General features: G+C 64.2%; 27 protein-coding genes. 10 read left to right on the top strand and 17 right to left on the bottom strand.

Going from position 1 to position 25,444, the window contains the following annotated elements; translation table 11 throughout:
- Nucleotides 1–1,638 carry an ABC transporter ATP-binding protein gene (locus BM190_RS11275; RefSeq protein WP_018318797.1) on the top strand — a complete coding sequence of 546 codons (1,638 nt, stop codon included), beginning with the start codon at nt 1–3 and terminating at the stop codon, nt 1,636–1,638.
- A 67-nt stretch (nt 1,639–1,705) separates the two neighbouring features.
- On the opposite strand, the gene BM190_RS11280 is transcribed toward BM190_RS11275, so the two are convergent.
- The 4 genes from BM190_RS11280 to BM190_RS11295 all read right to left on the bottom strand — a co-directional run bounded on the left by BM190_RS11280 (nt 1,706) and on the right by BM190_RS11295 (nt 4,659).
- Complete coding sequence (locus tag BM190_RS11280; RefSeq protein WP_092254363.1) at nt 1,706–1,933, bottom strand: hypothetical protein; 228 nt, start codon at nt 1,931–1,933, stop codon at nt 1,706–1,708.
- Between the two features lie 36 nt (nt 1,934–1,969).
- Nucleotides 1,970–2,251, bottom strand: coding sequence for a hypothetical protein (locus BM190_RS11285; protein ID WP_092254365.1), 282 nt, complete (start codon nt 2,249–2,251; stop codon nt 1,970–1,972).
- 199 nt (nt 2,252–2,450) lie between these two features.
- Nucleotides 2,451–3,293 carry a C40 family peptidase gene (locus tag BM190_RS11290; protein ID WP_092254366.1) on the bottom strand — a complete coding sequence of 281 codons (843 nt, stop codon included), beginning with the start codon at nt 3,291–3,293 and terminating at the stop codon, nt 2,451–2,453.
- The gene (locus BM190_RS11295; protein WP_092254368.1) at nt 3,286–4,659 is read right to left on the bottom strand and encodes a leucyl aminopeptidase family protein; all 1,374 of its coding nucleotides are present in this window, start codon (nt 4,657–4,659) and stop codon (nt 3,286–3,288) included. Before BM190_RS11295 ends, BM190_RS11290 begins: the two co-directional genes overlap by 8 nt.
- A 200-nt stretch (nt 4,660–4,859) precedes the next feature.
- On the opposite strand from BM190_RS11295, the gene BM190_RS11300 reads away from it, so the two are divergent.
- Nucleotides 4,860–5,063, top strand: coding sequence for a hypothetical protein (locus tag BM190_RS11300; RefSeq protein WP_018318792.1), 204 nt, complete (start codon nt 4,860–4,862; stop codon nt 5,061–5,063).
- 230 nt (nt 5,064–5,293) lie between these two features.
- Nucleotides 5,294–6,109, top strand: a complete 816-nt coding sequence (locus BM190_RS11305) for a tetratricopeptide repeat protein (protein ID WP_092254370.1) — start codon at nt 5,294–5,296, stop codon at nt 6,107–6,109.
- A gap of 75 nt (nt 6,110–6,184) precedes the next feature.
- On the opposite strand, the gene BM190_RS11310 is transcribed toward BM190_RS11305, so the two are convergent.
- From BM190_RS11310 to BM190_RS11350, 10 genes are all read right to left on the bottom strand, one after another.
- Nucleotides 6,185–7,159 (bottom strand): type II secretion system F family protein, encoded by a 975-nt coding sequence (locus BM190_RS11310; RefSeq protein ID WP_018318790.1) that lies wholly within the window; start codon nt 7,157–7,159, stop codon nt 6,185–6,187.
- Nucleotides 7,160–7,168: 9 nt separating this feature from the next.
- Complete coding sequence (locus tag BM190_RS11315) at nt 7,169–8,146, bottom strand: type II secretion system F family protein (protein WP_092254372.1); 978 nt, start codon at nt 8,144–8,146, stop codon at nt 7,169–7,171.
- Nucleotides 8,147–8,156: 10 nt separating this feature from the next.
- A complete protein-coding gene (locus BM190_RS11320; RefSeq protein WP_018318788.1) occupies nt 8,157–9,626 on the bottom strand; it encodes a TadA family conjugal transfer-associated ATPase in 1,470 nt (489 codons plus the stop codon).
- A 21-nt stretch (nt 9,627–9,647) separates the two neighbouring features.
- A complete protein-coding gene (locus BM190_RS11325; protein WP_018318787.1) occupies nt 9,648–10,916 on the bottom strand; it encodes a CpaE/TadZ family protein in 1,269 nt (422 codons plus the stop codon).
- Nucleotides 10,913–11,647 carry a CpaD family pilus assembly protein gene (locus tag BM190_RS11330; RefSeq protein WP_092254374.1) on the bottom strand — a complete coding sequence of 245 codons (735 nt, stop codon included), beginning with the start codon at nt 11,645–11,647 and terminating at the stop codon, nt 10,913–10,915. The genes BM190_RS11325 and BM190_RS11330 overlap by 4 nt, the downstream gene beginning before the upstream one ends.
- A gap of 20 nt (nt 11,648–11,667) precedes the next feature.
- Nucleotides 11,668–13,143: a type II and III secretion system protein family protein gene (locus BM190_RS11335; protein WP_177237030.1), complete on the bottom strand. Its 1,476-nt coding sequence runs from the start codon at nt 13,141–13,143 to the stop codon at nt 11,668–11,670.
- 11 nt (nt 13,144–13,154) lie between these two features.
- Nucleotides 13,155–13,952, bottom strand: coding sequence for a Flp pilus assembly protein CpaB (cpaB, locus tag BM190_RS11340; RefSeq protein ID WP_177237031.1), 798 nt, complete (start codon nt 13,950–13,952; stop codon nt 13,155–13,157).
- Nucleotides 13,953–14,080: 128 nt separating this feature from the next.
- A complete protein-coding gene (locus BM190_RS11345; RefSeq protein WP_028142098.1) occupies nt 14,081–14,605 on the bottom strand; it encodes an A24 family peptidase in 525 nt (174 codons plus the stop codon).
- Between the two features lie 122 nt (nt 14,606–14,727).
- Nucleotides 14,728–14,868 carry a hypothetical protein gene (locus BM190_RS40360; RefSeq protein ID WP_177237010.1) on the bottom strand — a complete coding sequence of 47 codons (141 nt, stop codon included), beginning with the start codon at nt 14,866–14,868 and terminating at the stop codon, nt 14,728–14,730.
- A gap of 76 nt (nt 14,869–14,944) precedes the next feature.
- Nucleotides 14,945–15,109 carry a Flp family type IVb pilin gene (locus BM190_RS11350; RefSeq protein WP_007599783.1) on the bottom strand — a complete coding sequence of 55 codons (165 nt, stop codon included), beginning with the start codon at nt 15,107–15,109 and terminating at the stop codon, nt 14,945–14,947.
- Nucleotides 15,110–15,379: 270 nt separating this feature from the next.
- Between BM190_RS11350 and BM190_RS11355 the strand changes: the two genes are divergently transcribed.
- The 4 genes from BM190_RS11355 (at nt 15,380) to BM190_RS11370 (ending at nt 18,306) form a co-directional block, all read left to right on the top strand.
- Nucleotides 15,380–16,207, top strand: coding sequence for a sterol desaturase family protein (locus tag BM190_RS11355; RefSeq protein ID WP_018318780.1), 828 nt, complete (start codon nt 15,380–15,382; stop codon nt 16,205–16,207).
- A gap of 150 nt (nt 16,208–16,357) precedes the next feature.
- Nucleotides 16,358–16,858: a pilus assembly protein N-terminal domain-containing protein gene (locus BM190_RS11360; protein WP_092254378.1), complete on the top strand. Its 501-nt coding sequence runs from the start codon at nt 16,358–16,360 to the stop codon at nt 16,856–16,858.
- Nucleotides 16,859–17,086: 228 nt separating this feature from the next.
- Nucleotides 17,087–17,668: a TadE/TadG family type IV pilus assembly protein gene (locus BM190_RS11365; RefSeq protein WP_018318778.1), complete on the top strand. Its 582-nt coding sequence runs from the start codon at nt 17,087–17,089 to the stop codon at nt 17,666–17,668.
- A 23-nt stretch (nt 17,669–17,691) separates the two neighbouring features.
- Complete coding sequence (locus tag BM190_RS11370) at nt 17,692–18,306, top strand: TadE/TadG family type IV pilus assembly protein (protein ID WP_177237032.1); 615 nt, start codon at nt 17,692–17,694, stop codon at nt 18,304–18,306.
- 100 nt (nt 18,307–18,406) lie between these two features.
- On the opposite strand, the gene BM190_RS11375 is transcribed toward BM190_RS11370, so the two are convergent.
- The 3 genes from BM190_RS11375 to BM190_RS11385 form a co-directional block, all read right to left on the bottom strand.
- The gene (locus BM190_RS11375) at nt 18,407–18,619 is read right to left on the bottom strand and encodes a cold-shock protein (RefSeq protein WP_018318776.1); all 213 of its coding nucleotides are present in this window, start codon (nt 18,617–18,619) and stop codon (nt 18,407–18,409) included.
- 258 nt (nt 18,620–18,877) lie between these two features.
- Nucleotides 18,878–19,165 (bottom strand): translation initiation factor IF-1, encoded by a 288-nt coding sequence (gene infA, locus BM190_RS11380; protein WP_008131890.1) that lies wholly within the window; start codon nt 19,163–19,165, stop codon nt 18,878–18,880.
- Between the two features lie 23 nt (nt 19,166–19,188).
- Nucleotides 19,189–20,763, bottom strand: coding sequence for a DEAD/DEAH box helicase (locus BM190_RS11385; RefSeq protein WP_092254382.1), 1,575 nt, complete (start codon nt 20,761–20,763; stop codon nt 19,189–19,191).
- A 505-nt stretch (nt 20,764–21,268) separates the two neighbouring features.
- On the opposite strand from BM190_RS11385, the gene urtA reads away from it, so the two are divergent.
- From urtA to urtC, 3 genes are all read left to right on the top strand, one after another.
- Nucleotides 21,269–22,591 carry an urea ABC transporter substrate-binding protein gene (gene urtA / locus BM190_RS11390; RefSeq protein WP_026202068.1) on the top strand — a complete coding sequence of 441 codons (1,323 nt, stop codon included), beginning with the start codon at nt 21,269–21,271 and terminating at the stop codon, nt 22,589–22,591.
- Between the two features lie 84 nt (nt 22,592–22,675).
- Nucleotides 22,676–24,283 (top strand): urea ABC transporter permease subunit UrtB, encoded by a 1,608-nt coding sequence (urtB, locus tag BM190_RS11395; protein ID WP_092254384.1) that lies wholly within the window; start codon nt 22,676–22,678, stop codon nt 24,281–24,283.
- A complete protein-coding gene (gene urtC / locus BM190_RS11400) occupies nt 24,280–25,440 on the top strand; it encodes an urea ABC transporter permease subunit UrtC (protein WP_018318772.1) in 1,161 nt (386 codons plus the stop codon). Before urtB ends, urtC begins: the two co-directional genes overlap by 4 nt.
- The last annotated feature ends 4 nt before the right edge of the window (nt 25,441–25,444 follow it).

The following is a 25,444-nucleotide window of genomic DNA, read 5'->3' on the forward strand; positions in this document are numbered from 1 at the left end:
ATGGATGCGATCAACCAGCCCCTGCTCAGCGTGCGCGACCTGTCGGTGGCTTTCCACCAGGGCGGCACCACCACGCTCGCGGTCGACAAGGTCTCGTTCCAGATCAAGCGCGGCGAATGCCTGGCTTTGGTCGGCGAATCCGGCTCCGGCAAATCCGTCAGCGCGCTCTCGATTCTCAAGCTTTTGCCCTATCCGAACGCCTCGCACCCCTCGGGCAGCATCCGCTTCAAGGGGCAGGAGCTGATCGACCGATCCGAGCAGGAGATGCGGGAGATTCGCGGCAGCGACATCTCCATCATTTTCCAGGAGCCGATGACCTCGCTCAATCCGCTGCACACGATCGAGGCGCAGATCGGCGAGATCATCCAGCTGCACAATCCGACCAGCAATGCGGAGGCGCGCCGGCGGACGCTGGAATTGCTGACGCAGGTCGGTATTCCCGAGCCGGAGACGCGACTGAAGAGCTATCCGCATCAGCTCTCCGGCGGTCAGCGCCAGCGTGTGATGATCGCGATGGCGCTCGCCAATGAGCCCGATCTGTTGATCGCGGACGAGCCCACCACGGCGCTCGACGTCACCGTGCAGGCGCAGATCCTGGCGCTGCTCGCCGAGATCCGCTCGCGGCTCGGCATGAGCCTGCTCTTCATCACCCACGATCTCGGCATCGTGCGCCGCATCGCCGACACCGTCTGTGTCATGAAGAGCGGCGAGATCGTCGAGCAGGGGCCGGTCGAGCAGGTCTTCAAGAGCCCGAAACATCCCTATACGCGCGACCTGCTCGCGGCGGAACCGAAGCCCGATCCGGCACCGCCGCAGCCGGGTGCCCCGGTGGTGATGTCCGCCAACGAGCTGAAGGTCTGGTTTCCGATCAAGCGCGGCCTGATGCGCAAGACCGTCGGCCACATCAAGGCGGTCGACGGCGTCAGCATCGCCGTGCGCAAGGGCGAGACGCTCGGTGTGGTCGGCGAGTCAGGCTCGGGCAAGACCACGCTGGGGCTGGCATTGCTGCGGCTGATCTCCTCGAACGGACGCATCGTGTTCCTGGGCAAGGACATCCAGGGCCTGCGCTTCAAGGAGATGCGGCCGTTCCGGCGCGACATGCAGATCGTGTTCCAGGACCCGTTCGGCTCGCTCAGCCCGCGCATGTCGGTCGCCGACATCATCGCCGAAGGTCTCTCCGTGCATCAGCCGGGGCTGTCGCGCGAGGAACGCGAGGCGCGCGTCGTCAAGGCGCTGGAAGACGTCGGGCTGAAGCCCGATACCCGCTACCGCTATCCCCACGAATTCTCCGGCGGCCAGCGCCAGCGCATCAGCATCGCGCGGGCCGTGGTGCTGGAGCCGGACTTCGTCGTGCTCGACGAGCCGACCAGCGCGCTCGACATGCTGTTCCAGGCGCAGATGGTCGATCTGTTGCGCGAACTCCAGCGCAAGCGCGAGCTCACCTACATGTTCATCTCGCACGATCTACGCGTCGTCGCCTCGCTTGCGAGCCACCTGATCGTGATGCGCGGCGGCAAGGTCGTCGAAGAGGGACAGGCCGCCGAGCTATTCAAGAATCCGAAGACCGATTACACACGCGCGCTGTTCGCGGCGGCGTTCCGGCTCGAGACAGCGGGCAACGGGTCGGTGGCGACGTAGCCCGTCATCCCAGGCGAGCGACATCGCGGCGCCCTGAGCGTTTCACCGGAACAGGCCCGCCTTGATGTTACGCGGCGCGTTCCTTGTCTGACGCTTCCTCGACCCTGGTCGCAGTGTCTTCCAGGTTCTTGTCGTAATTGGCCTCGAGCCTCTCGATACTATCGGCCCACATCCTCAGCATTGAGACCTGGAAGTGCATCATCGGCTTCAAGGCATTCATGCCAATTGCTGTCGCTGCGGCGATGCGCCGTTGAGGGTCGCGCACGAAACGGTTTGCATTGGTGTCGTCTGCCATGCTGCTCGCTCCTTCGCTCTGGTGTCATGACCTAAGCTATCTGTCCTGTTGTGAACTGCTTGCTTCCAAGCGTTCGGCCAGAAGTTGATCTGCCGCGCGGCGCGCGCATTGGTCGTCATGCAGTTCATCCAGCTTTTTCAAGTAGGCGACCGCGGCTATCTGCAAGAGATCGAAATCGTCCTCGCAGGTGTCGCGAAGATTGGAGATGTAGCTGTAGAGGGCGGAACGCCTGTCGTCGTTCTCGCTGATGCCGCTATGGAGCAGCAAGTAGTTTCGCCAAGCGAACGCACACGCGCCTTCTCTGGCCTGAGAACTCATGGGCACCTCCCAAAGCCAAAGAAAGACTGACGCCGCGTTTCGTTCCGCAAATCACCTCAGATGTAACGTTGTTCCGTAGCTGCGCCGCAAGGTAAACCATTCTGCCAGTGCTAATGCGCCCGTTCCGTCCGCAACCGCGTCCGAAACCTGTTCGGATGCCGAGAAAAAAGATCGAGTACGATCCTCTCGATCCACGGCCCTAGAGCCGCTTGATCGCAACGACCTCGCTGCCGGCCTGCCTGATCCGCGCAATTGCCGGCTGGATCGGTTCGATCACCGTCGCCATGTGATACGCGTTGGCGTGAACCATGGTGCTGCCATCGCGCACGATGGCAACGTGGCCCTTCCAGAAGATCAGATCGCCGCGTAGCAAGCTGCTTCGCTCATGCGGCTCCAGTGCGCGGCCGAGACCGGCCAGCTGCATGTCGCTGTCGCGTGGGCAGCCGATTCCCGCCGATGTCAGCGAGACCTGGACGAGGCCGGAGCAATCGATGCCGAAACTGCTCTTGCCGCCCCAGAGATAGGGCGTGCCGACGAAGCGGTCGGCGACCGCAACGAAGTCCGGCTCGCGATGATCGAGCGGGGCGAGATGCGCCTTCGGCAGGTAACTGCCCTCGCGCGTGACGGCGAAGCTGCCGTCCTCGCGCGCCACAGCCAGCCTGGATCCCATCACGAGCGTGTCGGCCGGCGGCAGCTTGATCGAGGGGCCGGGGAAGGCGAACGTCCGCAGCGCGCTGACCACATGGGTCGGCGTCGCCGAGGGTTTCATGAGCGCTGCATCCGGCAGCCAGCCGACATAGCCGTCGCCATTGAGCTGGCCCCACGCCCAGCCCTCGCTGTTGCGGTCGTAGACCGTGACGCGTTCACCGCGCAATGCCTCCGTCATCAGCATCGCGCCCGAAGACGGCTGCTCGCGTACCGGCGCGACCGGATCAACCACCTCGAATTCTTCGCCGGCGACGAAGCGATCCGCCTCGACCTTGCCTTCGAGGTATTTCGCGGCGAGGTCGCCCCGCGCCGGTGTTAGTCGCGGATCATGCATAGCGCTCGCTCAGCAAAGTATAGATCGCGCGCGCGGCCTGGCACTCGCCGCCTTCGGGACGGGCCGGCTTTGCCGACGGTGTCCAGCCGTAGATGTCGACATGCAGCCAGCTCTTCGCGTGCTCGACGAAGCGTTGCAGGAACAGCGCGCAGGTGATCGAGCCGGCAAAGCCGCCGGATGGTGCGTTGGTGATGGTGGCCGTCTTGGAGTCCAGCCACGCATCGTAAGCCGGCCACAGCGGCATGCGCCACAACGGATCGTTCTCCTGCACCGCACAGCGCGCGACATCGGCGGCAAGGCTCTCATCATTGGTGTAAAAGGGCGGTAAATCCGGTCCCAGCGCGACACGCGCGGCGCCGGTCAGCGTGCCCAGATCGATCAGCAGATCGGGCTTTTCCTCATCGGCCAATGCCAGCGCGTCGGCGAGCACCAGCCGGCCTTCGGCGTCGGTATTGCCGATCTCCACCGTGATGCCCTTGCGCGAGGTGAAGATGTCGAGCGGGCGGAAGGCGTTGCCGGCGACCGCGTTCTCCACCGCTGGAATCAGCACGCGCAGCCGCACCTTCAGCTTCGCATCCATCACCATGCGCGCCAGCGCCAGCACGTTGGCGGCGCCGCCCATGTCCTTCTTCATGATCAGCATGCCGCTCGACGGCTTCAGGTCGAGCCCGCCGGTGTCGAAGCAGACGCCCTTGCCGACAAGCGTCACCTTGGGATGATCTGGATCGCCCCAGCCGATGTCGATCAGCCGCGGCGCGCGGCTGGAGGCCATGCCGACGGCGTGGATCAGCGGGAAGTTCTTCTCCAGATCGTCGCCGACGGTGCAGGCGAAGCTTGCGCCGAACTCCGCGGCGAGGTCTTGCGCGGCGGCGGCCAGCTCCGCCGGCCCCATGTCGTTGGACGGCGTGTTGATGAGGTCGCGCGCGAGCATCGCCGCGTCAGCGATCCGCTCGATTTCGGCCGCATCGACGCCATCAGGCGGCACCAGCCGGACGTCGGGCCTGTCAGCCTTGCGGTAGCGCGCGAACCGGTAGCGCCCCATCGCAAAAGCGAGCGCCGCCAGCCGTGCATCGTGGGGTGCATTGGCAAAGCGATAGATACCCGGCGGCAGCAGGCCGGGCAGGGCGCCGGGCCGGAACAGGTCGCGCGATCTTGCCCCCTCGTCCTCGAGGCCGAACAGCACCTGCGCGATTGCGCCATCGGGCGCAGGCAGTGCCAGATAGGCGCCCGGCTTGGCGGCAAAGGCGCATGCCGCAGCGAACGCGCGTTGCGGCGGCGGCAACGCCTCGGCGACCTGATCCCAGCTCGATTTGGTGACGAAGGTGATCGGGATGGCGGCGGAAGACGTCTCGAAGACAGAGGGCATTGGCGGGTCCGGATCGTCAGATCGAACGGGTTATGCGAACGGATGAGACTTCGCAGAGTTTCGCCGCCGCTGCAATCGGCTTTGCTGTCGCCGTTCAGCGAGCCGCTACTCGCGGCGAAGGGGCCATGCTAGGTTCCGGCAACGGTCGCCAGAGTTGGAGATCAGGCGACCGACGACAAGGCGCGCCGGGAGGAAATGCAATGGAATTTGTGTGGAGCGTGGTCACGTTCATTGGCGAGGCCATCGAGGCGATTTTCGGCTATGTCGAGCACCACCATTGGATCTTCGCGTTCCTCGCCGGCGGCTACGTCTTCTATCTCCACGACCGCTCGGTCCACGCACGGTTCGATGCGCTCGACAGGCGCGTCGACGAAATCCGCAAACGGCTTGCCATCGAATATTGATCGGGCGAGACGAAAACCGTCGTCGCACGTATCTCGTGTTGAGAGCTGGCGTTCGCGCGAGCGGCCTTCGACCTGCTGCTGCTGGATTCCCAACGCGCAAGCCTGACGACGCTTGCGAGCGGGAATATCGACGAGAGCACGGCCCGGGAGCGGTGTTAACCGGCCGTTAGGGTTAACAGTCTATTGCTGGCGCGTTCGGCTCGATCAATCGGCTCGAGAGTCAAAGCGTCATGCGTCTACGGTTCAGTCTTCCTCGGCTTCTTGCGTCCACCTCGCTGGTCGCGGCGGTGGCCATGGGTCTCGGCGGCTGCACGGGCATGTCGAAGCTCTCCGACGTGACGGGCTCGATCGGCGGGCCACGGGCAGAGGCGGCTCCCACCGATCCGGCGCGCGCGGTCGAGGTCTATGGCGAGCGCTACCGCGCCAATCCCAAGGATGCCGATGCCGCGCTCGCCTACGGTCAGGCATTGCGCGCCAACGGTCAGCGCGCCCAGGCCGCCGCCGTGCTCGAGCAGGCGACCATCGCCAATCCCGGCAACAAGGCGCTGCTCGCCCAATACGGCCGCGCCCTCGCCGACAACGGTAATTTCCAGCAGGCCTACGACGTGCTGTCGAAAGCGCATTCGCCTGACAATCCGGATTGGCGCCTGCTTTCGGTGCAGGGCACCGCGCTGGACCAGATGGGTCGTCACGAGGAAGCGCGCTCCTACTACGCGAGCGCGCTCAAGATCGCACCGGGTGATCCCGGTGTGCTCTCTAATCTCGGCCTGTCCTACATGTTGTCGAGAGACCTTCCGAAGGCCGAAGAGGTGCTACGGCAGGCCTACGCCTCGCCGCGTGCGAGCATCCGGGTGCGGCAGAATCTCGGTCTTGTCGTCGGTCTGCAGGGTCGCTTCGCCGAAGCCGAGACCATCGTGAAGGCGGATCTGCCACCGGATCAGGCCGCGGCCAACGTCGCCTATCTCAAGGAGATGCTCAGCCGCAGCGACGCTCCCCGTGGCGCACCGAAGCGGACGCCGGTCGCCTCGCTCAGCCAGCCCGATTGATCCGAGCTGATCGTCTCTTCTATCGTCTCATGCTGAAAGCGGACCGCGAGCCGCGTGCGCGACCCGCGTCTTGCGTCATTGCATCTCGGAGATCTTGATGCCGGTCGGTCCGAGAATGACGACGAACAGCACGGGCAGGAAGAACAGGATCATCGGCACGGTCAGCTTCGGCGGCAGGGCGGCAGCCTTCTTTTCGGCCTCGTTCATGCGCATGTCGCGATTTTCCTGCGCCATGACGCGCAAGGAATGTCCGAGCGGGGTGCCGTAACGCTCCGCCTGCTGAAGCGCGAGACACACCGACTTGACGCCCTCGAGCCCGGTGCGTCGCGCCAAATTCTCGTAAGCGACCTTGCGATCCTGCAGATAGGATAATTCGGCCGTGGTCAGCGTGAACTCCTCCGACAGTGCGATCGACTGTCCCACGATCTCGGTGGCGACTTTCCGGAACGCCATCTCGACCGACATGCCGGATTCGATGCAGATCAGAAGCAGGTCGAGCGCATCGGGAAAGGCGCGCTTGATCGAGAGCTGGCGCTTGGAGATCGCATTCCTGAGGAACAGCATCGGCGCCTGGAGGCCCAGATAGGCGGCGCCGATGCAGATGCCGATCTTGATCGGCATGCCCTGCTGAAGATGCGCGATCAGGAAAACGTAGATGACCGAGCCGATAAAGAGCACCATCGGCGTGACCATGCGGGCAAACAGGAATGTGATGTAGGGCGCCTGACCGCGGTAACCCGCCATGATCAGCTTGTCGCGCGCGGCTTCCTGCGCGAGCCATTTGGTGAGGTTGAAGTCCTCGACGACCTTGGAGACGAGCTGCTTCGGCGTCTGGCGTAGCGTGACCTTTTCATTCTTGTGAAGGCGCTCACGCTCCCGCTGCCGGATGCGCTCGCGCTCGCTCGCCACCGCCTTCATGCGTTTGGAGAGGCCTTCGCCGGCGAACAGCGGCATCACCAGCGTATAGACGGTGGCGCTGGCGGCAATGGCCGCCAGCATCATGGTCATGAAATGGACGTCATGTAGTTTCGCGACGAGAAACTGGACCATACTGCACCGTCAGAAATCGAAATTGATCATCTTCTTCATCACCATGATGCCGACCGCCATCCAGACGACGCAGCCGACCAGCATGAGCTGGCCGGTGGGATGGGTCCACAGCACCGAGATGTAATGTGGCGTCGTGAGATAGACGAGGAACATCACGATCGGCGGCAGCGAGCCGATGATGCCGGCCGAGGCCTTGGCTTCCATCGACATCGCCTGGATCTTTTCCCTCATCTTCTTGCGGTCGCGCAGCACCTTGGAAAGGTTGCCGAGCGCTTCGGAGAGGTTGCCGCCGGATTTCTGCTGGATCGAGATGACGATGCCCAAGAAGTTGGCCTCCGGCAACGGCATGCGATCATAGAGCCGCGAGCAGGCCTCGCCGAGCGGCATGCCGATCGCCTGGGTCTCGATGATCGCCAGAAACTCGCTGCGCAGCGGCTCGGGCGCGTCGGCCGCGACGACCTTGATCGATTCGAACAAGGGCAGGCCCGCCTTGATGCCGCGGACGATGACGTCGACCGCGTCGGGCAGCGCCGCCAGGAACTTGGCCTCGCGCCGCTTTTTCAGGAAGCCCAGCGCCCAGCGCGGCAGGCCGAACCCGCCGGCAAAGGCGAGGCCGGCAGCACCGATCAGGCCGCCGCCGGCGAACAGAGCGGCTGCGAAGAACGCGCCCGCCACGACGGCGGAGACGATCCAGAATTTCTGCGGCGTCCAATCGAGCCCCGCCTGCGACAGGCGGACGGGGAGCGGAGCGCTCTTCTCCTGCAGGCGTCGCGCCTCGAGATCCTTCAGCGTGGTCTCGACCTGCTCGCGGCGCGAGCGCTGGGTCTTCTCGGCCTGGCGGGCCGTGGGCGCCTCGGCGCGCGAGATCGAAGCGCGGCGGCTTTCGGCCTTTCGTTCCCCGGACAGCAGCGGATAGAGGAAGACCCAGGCGATGCCGCCGACCGCCGCGGTGGCAAGGAATGCGAGGGCGAGGACCTGCATGTTCATGCTGAACGGCTCACGTCTTCGGCGCGACTTCCGCCGCGTCCAGCGCAGCGGCAAGGCGCTTCTCGTCGCCGTAATAGCGGGCGCGTTCCCAGAATTTCGGACGGCCGATGCCGGTCGAGCGGTGCCGGCCGATGATCTTGCCGTTGGCGTCCTCGCCGACCATGTCGTAGAGGAAGATGTCCTGAGTGATGATGGTGTCGCCTTCCATGCCCATCACCTCGGTGATGTGGGTAATGCGGCGCGAGCCGTCGCGCAGGCGCGCAGCCTGGACGATCACGTCGATGGAGGCGCAGATCATCTCGCGGATGGTGCGTGAGGGAAGCGAGAAGCCTCCCATCGTGATCATGGATTCGCAGCGCGACAGGGCTTCGCGCGGGTTGTTGGCGTGCAGCGTGCCCATCGATCCGTCATGGCCGGTGTTCATGGCCTGGAGCAGGTCGAACGCCTCGGGTCCGCGAACCTCGCCGACGATGATGCGTTCCGGGCGCATACGCAGGCAGTTACGCACCAGCTCGCGCATGGTGATCTGGCCCTCGCCCTCGATGTTGGGCGGTCGGGTTTCCAGCCGCACCACGTGAGGCTGCTGGAGCTGGAGCTCGGCGGCGTCCTCGCAGGTGATGATGCGCTCGTCATGCTCGATATAGTTGGTCAGGCAGTTGAGCAGCGTGGTCTTGCCGGAGCCGGTGCCGCCGGAGATCAGCACGTTGCAGCGGACGCGACCGATGATCTGGAGGATTTCGGCGCCTTCCGGCGAGATCGCGCCGAACTTGACCAGCTGATCGAGCGTCAGCTTGTCCTTCTTGAATTTGCGGATGGTGAGCGTGGGGCCGTCGATCGACAGGGGCGGCACGATGGCGTTGACTCGGGAGCCGTCGGCGAGGCGCGCGTCGCAGATCGGCGAGGATTCGTCGACGCGCCGGCCGACCTGGCTGACGATGCGCTGGCAGATGTTGAGGAGCTGCTGGTTGTCGCGGAAGCGAATTCCCGTGCGCTGGATCTTGCCGGCGACTTCGATGTAGACGGTGTTGGCGCCGTTGACCATGATGTCGGCGATGTCGTCGCGCGACAGCAGCGGCTCGAGCGGACCGTATCCGAGAACGTCGTTGCAGATGTCGTCGAGCAGTTCCTCCTGCTCGGCGATCGACATCACGATGTTCTTGATCGCGATGATCTCGTTGACGATGTCGCGGATTTCCTCGCGCGCGGACTCCGAATCGAGCTTGGCGAGCTGAGCGAGGTCGATCGCCTCGATCAGCGCGCCGAAGATGGTCGCCTTGACCTCGTAATAATTGTCCGACCGCCGGCTCTCCATGGCCGGAGGCGGCGGCGCCTTGGCAGGCGCAAGCGGTGGCGAGGCGACAGCCGGCGGCGGCGGGGCGCGCGACACCGTCGGCGCCGGAGCCTGGGCAGGCTCGGGCGACACGGCGCCCGGCTTGGGCGCCCGAAGGTCGGTGTCTGTTCCGCTACGCTTACCGAACACTTAACAACTCCATGCGGCGGCTTATTTTCCCCGCAACTTGTCAATCAGGGGTGAAAGCAGGGACGACTTTTGTTTCTTGGTTTCGCTGCGGCCGGTCAGGCGCTGGGCGATCTGAAGAAACATCTCGATCGACTTGTGGTTGGCGGAGATCTCCGCGATCATCTGGCCGTTGTTGGCGGCCGAGCCGAAGATCTGCGGCTCGAACGGGATCGAGACGATCGGCTGGCTCTCGATCGCCTTGGCGAACTCCGCGGCGGCGATTTCGGGGCGCTTCGGCACGCCGACCTGGTTCAGGCAGTAGAGCGGTGGCCGGTCGTTGGGGCGCGCGGCCTTCAACAGATCGAACAGGTTCTTGGTATTGCGCAAATTGGCGAGGTCGGGCGCGGCCACGATCAGGATGTCGTCCGCCCCGATCAGGGCGCGCTTGGTCCAGCCCGACCATTGGTGCGGAATGTCGAGCACGATGCAGGGCATGGTGGAGCGCAGGGTATCGAACACGGCGTCGAAGGCGTCGGTGCCGAAATCATAGACCCGGTCGAGCGTCGCCGGCGCCGCCAGCAGGCTGAGATGGTCGGTGCATTTCGACAGAAGGCGGTCGATGAAGGCGGTGTCGACGCGATCGGGCGAGAACACGGCGTCGGCAATGCCCTGCGGCGGGTCCTGGTTGTAGTCCAGCCCGGCGGTGCCGAAGGCGAGGTCGAGATCGGCGACGACGGCGTCCATGGCGAGGTCGCGCGCGATCGCCCAGGCGACATTATGGGAGATGGTGGAAGCCCCGACGCCGCCCTTGGCGCCGACCACGGCGATGATGCGGCCGACCGCCTTGGCTTCCGGGGCGGAGAACAGGTTGCAGATCGAGCGCACGACGTCGATCGCGCCGACCGGCGCGAGCACGTAGTCGCTGACACCGCGGCGCACCAGCTCACGGTAGAGTGTGACGTCGTTGATGCGGCCGATCACGACCACGCGGGTGCCGGCGTCGCAGACGGTGGCGAGCTGGTCGAGCCCGCCCAGCAGGTCGTTGCGTCCGTCGCTTTCGAGCACGATGACGTTCGGCGTCGGGGCCGAGCGGTAGGCCTCGGTTGCAGCGGCCATGCCGCCCATCTGGATTTTCAGATGGGCCTTGCCGAGGCGGCGGTCTTCGCCGGCCGACTGGACCGCGGCGGCGGTTTCCACGGTCTCGCAGAAAGCTTGGACCGAGACGCGCGGCGCGGGCGCAATATGCTCCTCGACCGGCGGAGGAGCTGCGTCCGGCTGCTCTTCGTGTGTCTGGCGAGCGTAGCTGATCATTTGCCGGTGTCGCTGAGCTTGGCCTTGTCGGCCTCGGGATAGGTGGTCGCCGTCGTGAGACCCTTGCGATATTTCTCGAGAGCGGTGATGCGCCGTGCCGTGTAGGACGGAGTTTCAGGCCGCGGCTGCTCGAGGTCCGACGGATTGTCGACCATCGCTGCGAGGTTGCGCTGATAGGCGCAGCCGTAATTGTAATAGTCCTTGTTCTCGAACCATCTCTTGTTCTTGATCGAAGGGCCGACGTCCTCCGGCCACAGGCCGCAGGGACCCGCGACCGCGGCGATCTTGGAATAAGTGAGCCGGATCGGCGGCAGGAAGCGCCTGTCTTCCGGCTGGTAGGGGCGAACGTTGACGCCGCGCGGCGGAACGCCTGCTCCCGCCAGCATCGCCTGGATTTCACGCATCGTGTCCGCGACCGGACGCGCATTGGGCGTGCCGGACGGCACGTCGATACGGATGGCGCCCGTGCCTTCGTGCAACCATGCCGATGCGACACCCATCACGTCCGCGCGCTGGGCGGCGGTCAATCCGCCGCGGGCATGGCCGACGAAAACGACGATCGAACGATTTTGCTCTTCGATCGCGATCGGATGGCGCTGCTTGTAGTCGTCGGGAATGGAGGCCGTGACGACTTCGTCATGCTGGCACCCGCCGAGCGCGAGCGCCATGCCAACGAGCGCGCCACCGAGACGGATGGCGCGTTTGCGAAGCTGGGGTGGTCTTGTGATCATCGTGAAGTCCCCGTTCCGCCTCAGTCGGTGATGAAGCCGTAGGTGCCGCGGTAGTTCTTGGCCGGTTCGGTCCGGCCGGGCACGCCGTAAAGGCGGTTGATGTTGCCGAGCAACTGGGCCTGTGGATCCGCAGGCGGGGCGAAGCCGTCATCCGGCCGCGACAGGTCCTTTGGCGCCACCGCGCGAACGACATAAGGCGTCACGATCACGACCAGCTCGGTCGCGTTGTTGACGAAGTCGCGGCTGCGGAACAGCGTGCCGAGGACCGGGAGCTGCATCAGTCCCGGCAATCCGCTGATGGCCTGCTTGGTCTGCTGCTGGATCAGGCCGGCCATCGCCATCGCGCCGCCGGAGGGAATTTCCAGCGAGGTCTCGGCACGGCGGGTCCTGATCGAGGGCACCGTCACCGAGTTCACCGACGTCGAGGTCACGGCCTGCGACAGCGTGATCGCATTCTCGTTCGACAGCTCCGAGACCTCGGTCATCACCCGCAGGCTGATCTTGCCTTCGCTCAGCACCACGGGGGTGAAGTTGAGCGAGATGCCGAACTTCTTGAAGCTGATCTGGGTGGTACAGACATGCGTGGTGGGATCGCACGCATAGCCCGCCGGCACGGGGAATTCGCCGCCGGCGATGAACGTTGCCGATTCACCGGAGATCGCGGTCAGGTTCGGTTCGGCCAGCGTCCGGATCACGCCAGCGGTTTCCATCGCGCGCAGGGTGGCCTGCACCGACGGCGCCGCGCCGAACTTCGTGGTCAGATTGTTGCCGTCCACGAGGTTGTGGCCGAGAGCGGTGAACGGATTCGAGTTGGAGAAGCTCACCACCGACGTGCCGTAGTTGAGGTTCGCGGTCAGGTCGATGCCGAGCTGCTTGACGATGTTGCGCTGGACTTCGGCCACCGTCACCTTGAGCATGACCTGGTCACGGCCGCGGACCACGATCGAGTTCACGACCTTGTCGGCGCCGCCGGCCAGGCGCGCGGCGAGGTCATTGGCCTGCTGCGCTTCCATCGGGTTCGCCGCTGTGCCGGTCAGGACGATTCCGTCGCCGAGCCCGTCGATTTGGATGTCTGAATTCGGCAGGACCTGCTTCAGCGCCGCCCGCACGCCGTTGAGGTCGCGCTTGACCGCGATGTCATAGGCCGCGATCTGCTGGCCTGCAGAATCGAAGAACACGATGTTGGTCTGGCCGAGCGCGGCGCCGATGATGTAGGCGCGCTGCGCCGAGCGGACCACCGCATTGGCGATCTTGGGGTCAGCGACCAGCACGTCCTTGATGTCGCGCGGAAGGTCGATCACCACGGACTTGCCGATGCCGAGCGAAAGGAAGCGGGCGTTCATCTGACCGTCGGCGGCGACCGCCGCGCCGGGGCGATAGTCGGCGGCGACCACGGGGGTCAGCACCGGGTTGAATGCCAGCGCGAAGGCGGCCGAAAACGACAGGGCGCGGACCATGGAGGTTCGCATCGTCGCCAGATCTGCCCTGCATTTCATGTCGCCTGTCCTCATCGTGCTTTCGCCGTCGAGCTCGGGATGCCGTAGCGAATGATCGAGACGCCGTCGCGCTTCTGGGCGGATTCGTCGAGCGTGATCTCGCTCATCTTGACGTCGGCAATGCTGCGCAGCGCCAGCGAGAGCGTTCCGGCCTGACGAGCCGAGGAAAGCGCCTGGGTCTGTGCGGAAGTGAGTTCCAGGGTCACGGTCTTGCCGACCACGGTGTTCTGGCCGTCCTTTTCCTTCGGAGCCTGGTCGATGGCGAGGACGCGCACGTTGACCAGGATGATCTCGGACGTGACGACGTCCTGGCCCCCGGCGGTCTGGTCCGGGTTCTTGAGGCGGCGTGTCAGCAGGACATCGACGCGGTCATTGGGCAGGATGAAGCCGCCTGCGCCGGTCTCCGGCGAGATTTCGGTCGAGATGGCCCGCATGCCGCTGGGCAGGATGGCCGCCATGAATCCGGAGCCCTCGGCCTTGACCAGCTTCTGGTCGCGGATCGGCTCACCCTGAATGAAGGGGGCGCGCGCGATCGAACCGGTCACCTGGGTCACGCCCTCGGGACGCTCGTTGCGGCGAATGAAGGTGGCGCTGGCGGTCGCGGCCGGCCAGGTCTGCCATTGCAGATCTTCCGGCTTCACGGTCTGGCCGAGGCCGATGTCGTTCTTGGCCACGAGGACGTCGACGGTCGGAAGCTGCGCGACCGGGGCCGGAGGCGGCGCAGAATTGTCCGAGCCGCTCGCCAGGTACGCGGCGACACCGCCGGCGCAGATGGCGACCGCCAGGACGACAATGCGTGCCCTATTCATACGCTTCACTTTCCAACAAAACGCCGCGACGCTGCCGCCGCCGTAATCGGCAGTTGACCAGCTATTCGTCAAAGCATGGTTAATGAGGCGTATCTAAATCGCCTTAACGCCGGGTTTACCCGGTGCGTTCAGCGCAGCGCGAGGTGAGCGAGATCAATCGCCTTCACCCATTCGGTCTCCGGGTAGACCATCAGCGCACTCAGTGCGAGCGCGATGCCATAGGGGATACCGCTCTCCTTGGCATGCAGCCGGGCGAGCCAGGCCTGACCCGCCAGTCCGTAGGGCAGCGGCCATTGCCGGAACTGGAGCAGGAGCAGCGTCAGCGCTCCGCCGAACAGCGAGGCGTAGAGCAGGAAGTTCATCAGCTGTGCGAAGCCGAACCAGAGCGCGACGGAGGCTGCGACCTTGGCGTCGCCGCCGCCGACCCAGCCCATCGCAAAGCAGGTGAAGGCGATGACCAAAAGAAGCGCGCCGGCGCCGACATGACTGAGCATCTCGTAAGGTGCCATGCCACCGGCGAGGGCAAGCGCGAAGAAGCCGGCGACCAGCGCCAGCGACACTCGGTTCGAGATCGTCATCGTGAAGAGATCGCTCGCGGCAGCGAACGCCATCAGGGCCGGGAAGAGCAGAAGGCGCGCAAGGTCGAGGATCATGGGCTGCGTCTTGAGGCCTGGGTTTGCCGCGGGAACTGGCGTCGGGCGATGCTAGCCGGCAGTGCTAAACAAACCGACAACGGCAGCAAGGGCGCGCGAGGCTGAAGTCGCGGAAGGCGTCGTCACCAGAGGCTGGCAATGCGCGCGGCGAGCGCGGCCGTCGCAAGCAGCAGCGCAAGGCAGACCCAATAGATCGGCGAGCCGGCCTGTGCCGCCGCTGTCTCATCCGCCGCGATCGCGGCATCGGTTCTGTACTTACGCAACGCCACTGGAACTCGCCGTCTTCGGAAAAACAAAGGCCCCGGAGATCCGGGGCTTTTGCCGAGATTCGTCGGTTGCTTACTTCAGCGAGCTGCTGATCGAAGTGAACTTGGCGTTCAACGTGGTGCCGAGGTTGTTGACGACGGTGATGATGGCCAGCGCGATGCCGGCGGCGATCAGACCGTATTCGATCGCGGTGGCGCCGGATTCATCCTTCGCGAAACGTGCAATCAAGTTCTTCATGAACATAACTCCATCTGGGGTGGGGATCGCCTCGTTCGGCGCCGTCATTGACCCGATGACCATGAGAGCCGAGCTCTTTCGGTAGAGTTAATTCGATCGGGCAAACCCGCCTGCGGCGCGATGCTTTGGCCCAGAGTGAATTTCGTCTTAAGGCGGCGCCTGTAATTCGTTCCGGTTCCGGATTGTACCGTCGGCGCGGCGCCGGCTTCACGCTCCCTTAAATTTAGCGGCGTAGGCGTAACAGAGCTGGAATTCGCAAGAGAGGCGACGATGTCGAGCCTGCCCATGCAAGTCGCCCTGATGCTCGGCGAGACCATCGTCAAGGTGATCCCCATCACCTTCGCGCTCGCGGCGGTCTTCACCGTGCTCGAACATTTCTGGGCCTGCAATGCCGGCGCGCCGTGGTGGCGCAAGCGCGAGATCGTCACCGACATCTGCTACTGGTTCTTCGTTCCGGTGTTCGCCCGCACCATGCGGATCGGACTTCTGATCGTCGGCGCGAGCCTCGTCTTCAACATCCACGACGCCGATGAGCTCATCGCCTTCTATGACAATGGCCACGGCCCGCTGTCGTTAATGCCGCTCTGGGTCCAGGCCGGGTTGTTCCTGGTCCTGTCCGACTTCATGCTGTATTGGCTGCACCGGCTGTTCCACGGCGGCGGGTTCTGGAAGTACCACGCCATCCATCACTCCTCGGAGGAGATCAGCTGGATTTCGGCGGCCCGCTTCCATCCCGTCAATCTCGTGCTCGGCTCGATCGGCGTCGACGTCGTGCTGCTGATGGCCGGCATTTCCCCGAACGCGATGGTTTGGCTCTCCCCGTTCACGACCTTCCATTCGGCCTTCGTGCACGCCAACCTGAATTGGAGCTTCGGGCCGTTCAAATATTTGCTGGCGACGCCGGTGTTCCACCGCTGGCACCACACCTCGCTCGAGGAGGGCGGCGACACCAATTTTGCCGGCACGTTCCCGATCTGGGATGTTCTGTTCGGCACCTTCCGTATGCCCGAGGGTGAACTGCCGCAGGATTACGGCAAGGACGAAGCGACGATGCCGAAGGAGATCGCGGGCCAGTTCGCCTATCCGTTCCGCCGCTAGCCTCCAAGGCGGTAAAACGCCAGTCTGTTCAAACAATAGTCGGCGAGTTTGCGGAACGTTCACGAATTAAGGGCAGGTTAGCCGGGTCGGGCACTGGCTTCGTTGTATCGAGTCGCTTCCGCTGGTTTGTGACGTCCCGGGGGTAAGAGTATGCGTAAGGAATTGCTGCGCCGTCGTGCGCGCGTCTGTCTTCTGGTTGCGGCCGCGGTGCTGGCATCGCCGGCCGCCGGCCTTGCCGAGCCCACCGCCGACACCATTGCCGTCAATGTCGACCAGGCCAAGCTGGTGCGGCTGCCTGGCAAGGTGGCGACCATCGTGGTCGGCAATCCCCTGATCGCCGACGTCACGCTCCAGCCCGGCGGCATGATCGTCGTGACCGGCAAGGGCTATGGTGCCACCAATTTCATCGCACTCGACCGGGCCGGCGAGATTCTGGTCGATCGCCAGATCCAGGTCGAAGGTCCGAGCGACCGGCTCGTCACCGTCTATCGCGGAATCGAGCGCGAGTCCTACAGCTGCGTGCCGCTTTGCCAGCGTCGCGTGACGCTCGGCGACAGCGACACCTACTTCAACAACACGATGAGCCAGGCCGGCTCGCTGAGCGCCAGCGCCAGCGGTGGTGGTGGCGGCGGTCCGCCCAAGTCCAACTAGCAGCACCGATCGGCGGGTTTGCCCGGGCAGGAGCCCCCCAGACCGCTTTGCAAATGCGAAGCAGAGGTCTCGGCGCGCGCCGTGCTTTCCGCGAGCTTGGGATCGCGGCTGGTTAACGCGTTCTTAATGGCGCGGTCCGCGGGCTGCGGATCGCCTGAAACACTTAAACAATCAGTTTCCGCTATTGAACGGGACAGTTGATCGCCCGTTGCTGGGGAATTTGACGCGATGCCATCGCCTGCACCTTCGAGATTCACACTCCGGAAAGCGCTGGGCCGGTTTTGCGGCAACCGCCGCGGTTCCGCGGCCGTCGAGTTCGCCCTGGTCGCACCGATGTTCTTCGCGCTGCTGTTCGCCATCATCGAAACGGCGCTCATGTTCCTCGCGAGCCAGGTGCTCGAGACCATCACGCAAAATTCCGCGCGCGCGATTCTGACCGGCCAGGCGCAAGCGCAGGGCGGGTCGGTGGCGGCCTGTCAGACCACGCCCGGCGTGGTCATGGCGTGCGACCAGACGACGTTCAAGGCCTATGTGTGCACGCAGATCCCGGCGCTGTTTGATTGCAGCAAGCTCTACGTCGACGTCGTGAGCACCAGCTCCTTCGGGTCGCTAAGCCTGACGAACTACGGCGATTCCTGCAATTTCAACCCGACCGGCATGCAGTACAGTGCCGGGACCTCCGGCCAGGTGGTCGTGGTGCGGCTGTTCTATCAATGGCCGCTCATCGTCACCGGACTCGGTTACAATATCGGGTGCAGCAACAAACGGCTGATGGTGGCGACCACGGCCTTCAAGAACGAACCCTTCTGAGACAGATGGATCCGAGCGGACCGATGCAGGCGATTGCGAATATCTGGCGGAATGCATGTAGTTCCGTGCGCGACTTCGTCGCCGACAAGCGCGCGCTCGCGGCGACCGAATTCGCGGTCATCGTCCCGCTGATGCTGGTGATGTTCTTCGGCACCGTCGAATTCTCGTCGGCCGTGGCGATCGATCGCAAGGTTACATTGATCGCGCGGGCGCTGTCCGATTTGACGTCGCAGTCGACGACGCTCGCCGATGCCGACATGAAGGATACGTTCACGGCGAGCATCTCGGTCATCATGCCCTACGACGCCAGTCTGGTGAAGGGCACGGTCTCCCAGATCTATATCGATGCCAACAGCGTTGCTACGGTCCAGTGGAGCAAGGCCGGCACCATTGCGAGCGGCGCGACGCAAGCGACGCTGGCGACCTCGGCTCGCAAGGCCGGCGACAAGGTCACCACCATGATTCCCTCGACGCTGTTGATTCCGTCGACCTACCTCATCCTCAGCGAGGCGAGCTACACTTACACGCCGTCCGTAGGCTACGTGTTGAAGTCGAGCCTACCCTTGAGCGATCTGTCCTACACGCGGCCGCGCCAGGTCACCTGCGTTCCCTACAACGGCGTGCCGTCGACGTGCTGATATCCGCGAGCAGGCGCTAAAATGAAAAAGGCCGTGCGTTGCGCACGGCCTTCTTGCTTTCTTTGGCTTGCGCGAGCCGATCGGCCCAACGCCCGGACGCTCAGCCTTCGGAGCGGAGGTTGTCCGCTGCCGACTTGCCGGAACGACGGTCGGCCACGATCTCGTAGGAGATCTTCTGACCTTCGCGCAGCGTGCCGAGGCCCGCGCGCTCCACAGCGCTGATGTGGACGAACACGTCCTGGCCGCCGTCGTCGGGCTGAATGAAGCCGAAGCCTTTGGTCGCGTTAAACCACTTCACGGTTCCCATGCTCACGGGGGTAGTCCCTTCTCAGATAACACAATGTGAGAGCCCGCTTGCGCAGGCCGGTTAGATCGAATTTTTGGAAGGGTCGTCAGCGTGTCTGAACCGGCTGTACCGGTGGATGCTAATGTCGTCCGGCCGAAAATCGATAAATTCATTTTATCGGAATTGGGGTCTCAAAACAATCCGGACATGCACGATTTTTTGATCCGCCGCGATGGCCGCGGCGGATCCACATAAAGTCAGAATCTTACTTCCGCGCTCAGGCGCCTAGCGACGGCGGAACTGGCCGCCGCGCTGGCCCGGGCGAGGCGGTCCGCCCACGCCGCTGGGACGCTCGTCCTTGTGGCGGAAAATCAGCCGGCCCTTCTCGAGGTCATAGGGCGACATCTCCACCGTCACGCGGTCGCCTGCCAGCGTCTTGATGCGGTTCTTCTTCATCTTGCCGGCGGTATAGGCGACGATCTCGTGTCCGGCGTCGAGCTGCACGCGGTAGCGTGCGTCGGGGAGGATTTCGGTGACCAGTCCTTCGAACTGGATCAGCTCTTCCTTGGCCATGAATTTCTCCAGGTCGTGGACGGCTAGTGCGAATAGGGTTTGCGGTTCGGTTGGCCGTTCGGCCGACTCTCACGGCGCAAAAAGGCAACGCCTTGTATCCCATCAGGTGCCCCGGCGCTATGCGCGGAACGCTGTTCTGGACGACTGCCTGCAGAAGAATGCGTCTTCCCGCCAGAGCGTGGACGACGAGACCCCTTTGAGGCCTTCGGGCCATTGCCGGGCCGCCCGTCAGCATGTCGCGCTTCGCCGCCATGTCGGCCTTCACCGGGGCGTCCATCGCCGTGCTTGCCGGCGCTATGGTGGCGTCCGTCGGAATGTCGTTCGTCGCTACGACGCCCGTCACCGTGGCGTCCCTCGCCATGCCTTGCACCTTGCGGACGCTGGCCCGGGCGGCCTCCGCGACCCTGTCGTTGCTGCGGCGCGGGAGGACCCGCATCGCGGCGGCCGGCGTCGGTGCGGAGATCTTCGCGCGGCAGTGCCACCTTGATCAGCCGTTCGATGTCGCGGAGATAGCTGAGTTCCTCGCCGCCTGCGACCAGCGAGATCGCGGTGCCGTCGGCGCCGGCACGCGCGGTGCGGCCGATGCGGTGGACGTAGGTTTCCGGCACGTTGGGAAGGTCGAAATTGATGACGTGGCTGATGCCGTCGACGTCGATGCCGCGGGCGGCGATGTCGGTGGCGACCAGGGTGCGGATCTCGCCCGAGCGGAACTGGGCCAGCGTCCGTTCGCGATGGTTCTGCGACTTGTTGCCGTGGATGGCGCTGGCGGGGATGCCGGCCTTCTCGAGCGACTTCACCACCTTGTCCGCGCCGTGCTTGGTGCGGGTGAAGACCAGGGCGCGGTTGACCGGCTCGTCCTTCAGAAGCTTGGTCAGGAAGGCGGGCTTGGCGGAGAAATCGACCTGGACGATGCGTTGATTGATGCGCTCGGCGGTCGAGGAGACCGGGGTCACCGCGACGCGGGCCGGGTCCCGCAGCATCGCGTTCGCCAGCTCGGCAATGTCCTTGGGCATGGTGGCCGAGAAGAACAGCGTCTGCCGCTTGATCGGCAGCTTGGCGACGATTTTGCGGATGTCGTTGATGAATCCCATGTCGAGCATGCGGTCGGCTTCATCGAGCACGAGGAATTCGACGCTCGACAGCTTCAGCCCGTTGCTCTGCACGAGGTCGAGGAGGCGGCCGGGGGTGGCGACCAGCACTTCGACGCCCTGCATCAGCGAGCGGACTTGGCGGCCCATCGGAACGCCGCCGATGGCGAGCGTCGAGGACAGGCGGATGTGGCGGCCATAGGCGTTGAAGCTGTCGAGGATCTGGCCGGACAGCTCGCGGGTCGGCGACAACACCAGGACGCGGGTCGTCTTGGGCTGCGGCTTGATACGGTGCTCGAGCAGGCGGTGCAGGATCGGCAGCGCGAAGGACGCGGTCTTACCGGTACCGGTCTGGGCGATACCGACGACGTCGCGGCCGGTCAGCGCCGTGGGGATGGTCTGGGCCTGGATGGGGGTGGGGGTGACGTAGTTCTCTTCTTGAAGAGCGCGCGCGATGGGTTCGGCGAGGCCGAAGTCCTGAAACGAAGTCAAAAGAGGGGTTCTTTCCATGTCAAAAGCGCAACGCCCGGCGCATTCAGCGCGGCGCACGCAAAAGGGTGTCGAGAAGACACCTGCGTGTTTGGGGTGTCGGATGGCTTGGGAGATATGGGGCAAGCCAGAGGCCCGTAAGGGCTTAAGAACACGCGGCTCGCGACGACCGCTTGATTCGCAAGAGGTCTCGGCCGCTCATATGGAACATCGAGGGGGCGCTTTCAAGGCAGCTCGTCCAAAAAGGCCGGTTGCGGTGCAGAAATAGTTATGCCGGAAATTTAGCCAAAAAGAGCATTTTGCTCAGAAAATGACCAGCCTGCCGCTTTGGCACACATTTGGATTGCTCAAGTTTTGGGCTGGTTCGAGGTCGGGACACTTTGATTTCGGCAAATTTTGTCAGCAAAACCAACTGGTTGGTGGGTGCTCAGTCCATGGCATGGTTCTTGCGAATCCGTTAATCGCAGGCGGCCGTGGGGCCGTTTCGCAGCGTTTTTCACGTCTGCGTCAGGGAGATGAGACACTCATGTTTAGCAAATCCACTCACGATATAGCGGCGTCATTTAGCCGCCGCGGTGTGCTCGCCGCGACCGCCGGACTGGTGCTCGGTCTGGCTTCATTGACTGGCGCCAAGGCCGCGGATGACACCATCAAGGTCGGCGTGCTGCACTCCCTTTCCGGCACCATGGCCATCAGCGAAACCACGCTGAAGGACACCATCCTTTTCCTGATCGACGAGCAGAACAAGAAGGGCGGCGTTCTCGGCAAGAAGCTCGAGGCCGTCGTCGTCGACCCCGCGTCGAACTGGCCGCTGTTCGCCGAAAAGGCGCGCGAGCTGATCACCAAGGACAAGGTCTCGGTCGTGTTCGGCTGCTGGACCTCGGTGTCGCGCAAGTCGGTGCTGCCCGTCTTCAAGGAGCTGAACAACATCCTGTTCTACCCCGTGCAGTACGAGGGTGAGGAGAGCGAGCGCAACGTGTTCTACACGGGGGCGGCGCCGAACCAGCAGGCAATCCCCGCCGTCGACTACCTGATGAAGGACGAGAAGGTGAAGCGCTGGGTGCTCGCGGGCACCGACTACGTTTATCCGCGTACCACCAACAAGATCCTGGAAGCCTATCTGAAGTCGAAGGGTGTCGCCCAGGAAGACATCATGATCAACTACACGCCGTTCGGTCACTCCGACTGGCAGACGATCGTGGCCGACATCAAGAAGTTCGGCTCGGCCGGCAAGAAGACCGCCGTGGTCTCGACCATCAACGGCGACGCCAACGTTCCCTTCTACAAGGAGCTCGGCAACCAGGGCATCAAGGCGAAGGACATCCCGGTCGTCGCGTTCTCGGTGGGCGAAGAAGAGCTCGCCGGCATCGACACCAAGCCGCTGGTCGGCCATCTCGCGGCCTGGAACTACTTCCAGTCGATCAAGTCGCCGGAGAACGAGAAGTTCATCAAGGCATGGCAGGCCTACACCAAGAATCCGAAGCGCGTGACCAACGATCCGATGGAAGCGCACGTGATCGGCTTCGACATGTGGGTCAAGGCGGTCGAGAAGGTGAAGTCGACCGATCCGGACAAGGTGATCGACGCTCTCCCGGGCATCGAAGCCAAGAACCTGACCGGCGGCGTGTCGAAGATGCTGCCGAACCACCACATCACCAAGCCGGTGTTCATCGGCGAGATCAAGGGCAACGGCCAGTTCGACGTGGTCTGGAAGACCCCGGGTCTCGTCGCGGGCGACGCCTGGTCGAAGGAGCTCGACGGCTCCAAGGACCTGGTCGGCGACTGGGTCGGCAAGAAGTGCGGCAACTTCAACACCAAGACCAACAAGTGCCTCGGTTCGGGCTCCTGATCCGGATCTGACACGCCATTGCAAGATCGGAGAAGGCGGCGATCCCGCCGCCTTCTCCACTCATTTCTGCCGGGGTCATTCACAGTGCCAGCCCATTTGTCCGCGCGCCTCTGCTCGCTTGCGCTCTCGTTGTTCCTGATCGCGTTCGCACTGCCGGCCCTCGCCGGTCCGTTCGAGGATGCGGTCGCCAAATTCGCCAACGATGATTATTCCGATACCGACGAGGCGATCGGCGTGGTCGCAAGCAGCGGCAATCCGCTGGCTTTCCCCATCATCAGTGCGCTTCAGGATGGCCGCCTGATGGCCGACCCTGACAGCAAGAAGGTTTACGTCACCGGTACCGATGGTAAGTCGATCGACGCCGCGACCGGCCAGGCGGTGGCGAGCGTTCCCGACAGCGCGAGCGCAGTCCGCCTCAACAACCGCCTGCGCCGCAGCGTCGATGCAGCTCTCGGCAGCCTGACGCTCCAGTCGCCGGACGTCGGAACACGGCTGCAGGCCGCGCAATCCGTCTTCAAGTCGCATGAGGAGACCGCGCTCGAGCCGGTCGATGCCGCGCTCGCCAAGGAAACCAACAGGTCCGTCAAGGCTGCGCTCGGCGACGCCCGCGCGGCCATCCTGCTGTTCAAGTCGGACGCCAGCGAGGTCGAGAAGCTGGAGGCGGTGGCCACCCTCAAGGGGCGCGGCGATCAGGAGGCGCTGGCCCTGCTCACAGGCATGGGCGACCAGCCGGCGTCGGTGACCAAGGCCGCTACGAGCGCGATCGGCTCGATCCAGAATTCGCTCGCGATCTGGTCCATGGTGCAGAATGCCTGGTACGGCCTCTCGCTCGGCTCGGTGCTGCTGCTCGCCGCGATCGGGCTCGCCATCACCTTTGGCGTGATGGGCGTGATCAACATGGCGCATGGCGAGATGGTGATGATCGGCGCCTACACCACCTTCGTGGTGCAGGAGGTGATCCGCACCCGCTATCCCGGCCTGTTCGATTATTCGCTGCTGATCGCGGTGCCGCTGGCCTTTGTCGTCGCCGGCGCGATCGGCGTGCTGATCGAGCGCAGCATCATCCGTTTCCTCTACGGGCGTCCGCTGGAGACGCTGCTCGCGACCTGGGGTCTGTCGCTGGTGCTGCAGCAGGCGGTGCGCACCATGTTCGGTCCGACCAACCGCGAGGTCGGCAATCCCTCCTGGATGAGCGGCGCTTTCGAGCTCGGCCAGATCACCATCACCTATAACCGGCTCTGGATCCTCGTGTTCACGCTGGCCGTGTTCGCGATCCTGCTCGCGATGCTGCGCTACACCGCGCTCGGCCTCGAGATGCGCGCGGTGACGCAGAACCGCCGCATGGCGGCCTCGATGGGCATCGCCACCTCGCGCGTCGACGCGCTGACCTTCGGGCTCGGCTCGGGCATTGCCGGCATCGCCGGCGTGGCGCTGTCGCAGATCGACAATGTAAGCCCCAATCTCGGCCAGAGCTACATCATCGACAGCTTCATGGTCGTGGTGTTCGGCGGCGTCGGCAATCTCTGGGGCACGCTGGTCGGCGCCTTCACACTCGGCATCGCCAACAAGTTCCTGGAGCCGGTCGCCGGCGCCGTGCTCGGCAAGATCGCCATCCTGGTTCTCATCATCCTGTTCATTCAAAAGCGCCCGCGCGGACTGTTCGCGCTCAAGGGCCGTGCGGTGGAAGCATGACCCCTCACATGCTGACGCGATCGCTGGACCGCGGCGCGACGATCTTCCTTGCCGTCGTCGCAGCTTGCGGCATCCTGATCCCGCTCTCCAACCTGCTGCTGCCCGCGGGCTCGTTCCTGCAGGTGCCGACCTATCTCGTCGCGCTCTGGGGCAAATATGTCTGCTACGCGATCCTGGCGCTCGCGATCGATCTGATCTGGGGCTATTGCGGCATCCTCTCGCTCGGCCACGGCGCGTTCTTTGCGCTTGGCGGCTACGCGATGGGGATGTACCTGATGCGGCAGATCGGCGCCCGCGGCGTCTACGGCAATCCGATCCTGCCCGACTTCATGGTGTTCCTGAACTGGCAGAAGCTGCCCTGGTACTGGTACGGCTTCGACATGTTCTGGTTCGCAGCGCTGATGGTGCTGGTCGTGCCCGGCCTGCTCGCCTTTTGCTTCGGCTGGCTTGCCTTCCGCTCCCGCGTCACCGGCGTGTATCTGTCGATCATCACACAGGCGATGACCTATGCGCTGCTGCTCGCCTTCTTCCGCAACGACTTCGGCTTCGGCGGCAATAACGGCCTGACCGACTTCAAGGACATCCTGGGCTTCAACGTCCAGGCGGAAGGCACCCGCGCGGCTTTGTTCGCGCTGAGCTGTCTGGCGCTGATCGCAGGCTTCCTGATCTGCCGCGCCATCGTCTCCTCCAAGCTCGGCAAGGTGTTGATCGCGGTGCGTGATGCGGAATCGCGCACGCGCTTCCTCGGCTACCGCGTCGAATCCTACAAGCTGTTCGTGTTCACGGTCTCGGCCTGCATGGCGGGGGTCGCCGGCGCGCTCTACGTGCCGCAGGTCGGCATCATCAACCCAAGCGAATTCGCGCCCGGCAATTCGATCGAGGCGGTGATCTGGGTCGCGGTCGGCGGCCGCGGCACGCTGGTCGGTGCCGCGCTTGGCGCCGTCGTCGTCAACTACGCCAAGACGTTTTTCACCTCGGGCATGCTGGCGCCGTACTGGCTGTTCATGCTGGGCGCGCTGTTCATCCTGGTGACGCTGCTGCTGCCCAAGGGCATCGTCGGCACCTTCAACGCCTGGTGGGACTCGTCGAAAGATAAGCGCAACGCCGCGAGCGCTGCGGCCGAAGACGGCGTCACCGAACCCAAGATGGCGGAGTAGGCGC

This window comes from Bradyrhizobium sp. Rc3b, from assembly GCF_900114915.1.
In the GTDB taxonomy this organism is placed as follows: Bacteria; Pseudomonadota; Alphaproteobacteria; order Rhizobiales; family Xanthobacteraceae; genus Bradyrhizobium.

Coding starts and splice junctions, on each gene's coding strand:
- BM190_RS11275 (WP_018318797.1), top strand. CDS start 1: ATGGATGCGATCAACCAGCCCCTGCTCAGCGTGCGCGACCTGTCGGTG.
- BM190_RS11280 (WP_092254363.1), bottom strand. CDS start 1,933: ATGGCAGACGACACCAATGCAAACCGTTTCGTGCGCGACCCTCAACGG.
- BM190_RS11285 (WP_092254365.1), bottom strand. CDS start 2,251: ATGAGTTCTCAGGCCAGAGAAGGCGCGTGTGCGTTCGCTTGGCGAAAC.
- BM190_RS11290 (WP_092254366.1), bottom strand. CDS start 3,293: ATGCATGATCCGCGACTAACACCGGCGCGGGGCGACCTCGCCGCGAAA.
- BM190_RS11295 (WP_092254368.1), bottom strand. CDS start 4,659: ATGCCCTCTGTCTTCGAGACGTCTTCCGCCGCCATCCCGATCACCTTC.
- BM190_RS11300 (WP_018318792.1), top strand. CDS start 4,860: ATGGAATTTGTGTGGAGCGTGGTCACGTTCATTGGCGAGGCCATCGAG.
- BM190_RS11305 (WP_092254370.1), top strand. CDS start 5,294: ATGCGTCTACGGTTCAGTCTTCCTCGGCTTCTTGCGTCCACCTCGCTG.
- BM190_RS11310 (WP_018318790.1), bottom strand. CDS start 7,159: ATGGTCCAGTTTCTCGTCGCGAAACTACATGACGTCCATTTCATGACC.
- BM190_RS11315 (WP_092254372.1), bottom strand. CDS start 8,146: ATGAACATGCAGGTCCTCGCCCTCGCATTCCTTGCCACCGCGGCGGTC.
- BM190_RS11325 (WP_018318787.1), bottom strand. CDS start 10,916: ATGATCAGCTACGCTCGCCAGACACACGAAGAGCAGCCGGACGCAGCT.
- BM190_RS11330 (WP_092254374.1), bottom strand. CDS start 11,647: ATGATCACAAGACCACCCCAGCTTCGCAAACGCGCCATCCGTCTCGGT.
- BM190_RS11335 (WP_177237030.1), bottom strand. CDS start 13,143: ATGAAATGCAGGGCAGATCTGGCGACGATGCGAACCTCCATGGTCCGC.
- cpaB (WP_177237031.1), bottom strand. CDS start 13,952: ATGAATAGGGCACGCATTGTCGTCCTGGCGGTCGCCATCTGCGCCGGC.
- BM190_RS11345 (WP_028142098.1), bottom strand. CDS start 14,605: ATGATCCTCGACCTTGCGCGCCTTCTGCTCTTCCCGGCCCTGATGGCG.
- BM190_RS11350 (WP_007599783.1), bottom strand. CDS start 15,109: ATGAAGAACTTGATTGCACGTTTCGCGAAGGATGAATCCGGCGCCACC.
- BM190_RS11355 (WP_018318780.1), top strand. CDS start 15,380: ATGTCGAGCCTGCCCATGCAAGTCGCCCTGATGCTCGGCGAGACCATC.
- BM190_RS11360 (WP_092254378.1), top strand. CDS start 16,358: ATGCGTAAGGAATTGCTGCGCCGTCGTGCGCGCGTCTGTCTTCTGGTT.
- BM190_RS11365 (WP_018318778.1), top strand. CDS start 17,087: ATGCCATCGCCTGCACCTTCGAGATTCACACTCCGGAAAGCGCTGGGC.
- BM190_RS11370 (WP_177237032.1), top strand. CDS start 17,692: ATGCAGGCGATTGCGAATATCTGGCGGAATGCATGTAGTTCCGTGCGC.
- infA (WP_008131890.1), bottom strand. CDS start 19,165: ATGGCCAAGGAAGAGCTGATCCAGTTCGAAGGACTGGTCACCGAAATC.
- BM190_RS11385 (WP_092254382.1), bottom strand. CDS start 20,763: ATGGAAAGAACCCCTCTTTTGACTTCGTTTCAGGACTTCGGCCTCGCC.
- urtA (WP_026202068.1), top strand. CDS start 21,269: ATGTTTAGCAAATCCACTCACGATATAGCGGCGTCATTTAGCCGCCGC.
- urtC (WP_018318772.1), top strand. CDS start 24,280: ATGACCCCTCACATGCTGACGCGATCGCTGGACCGCGGCGCGACGATC.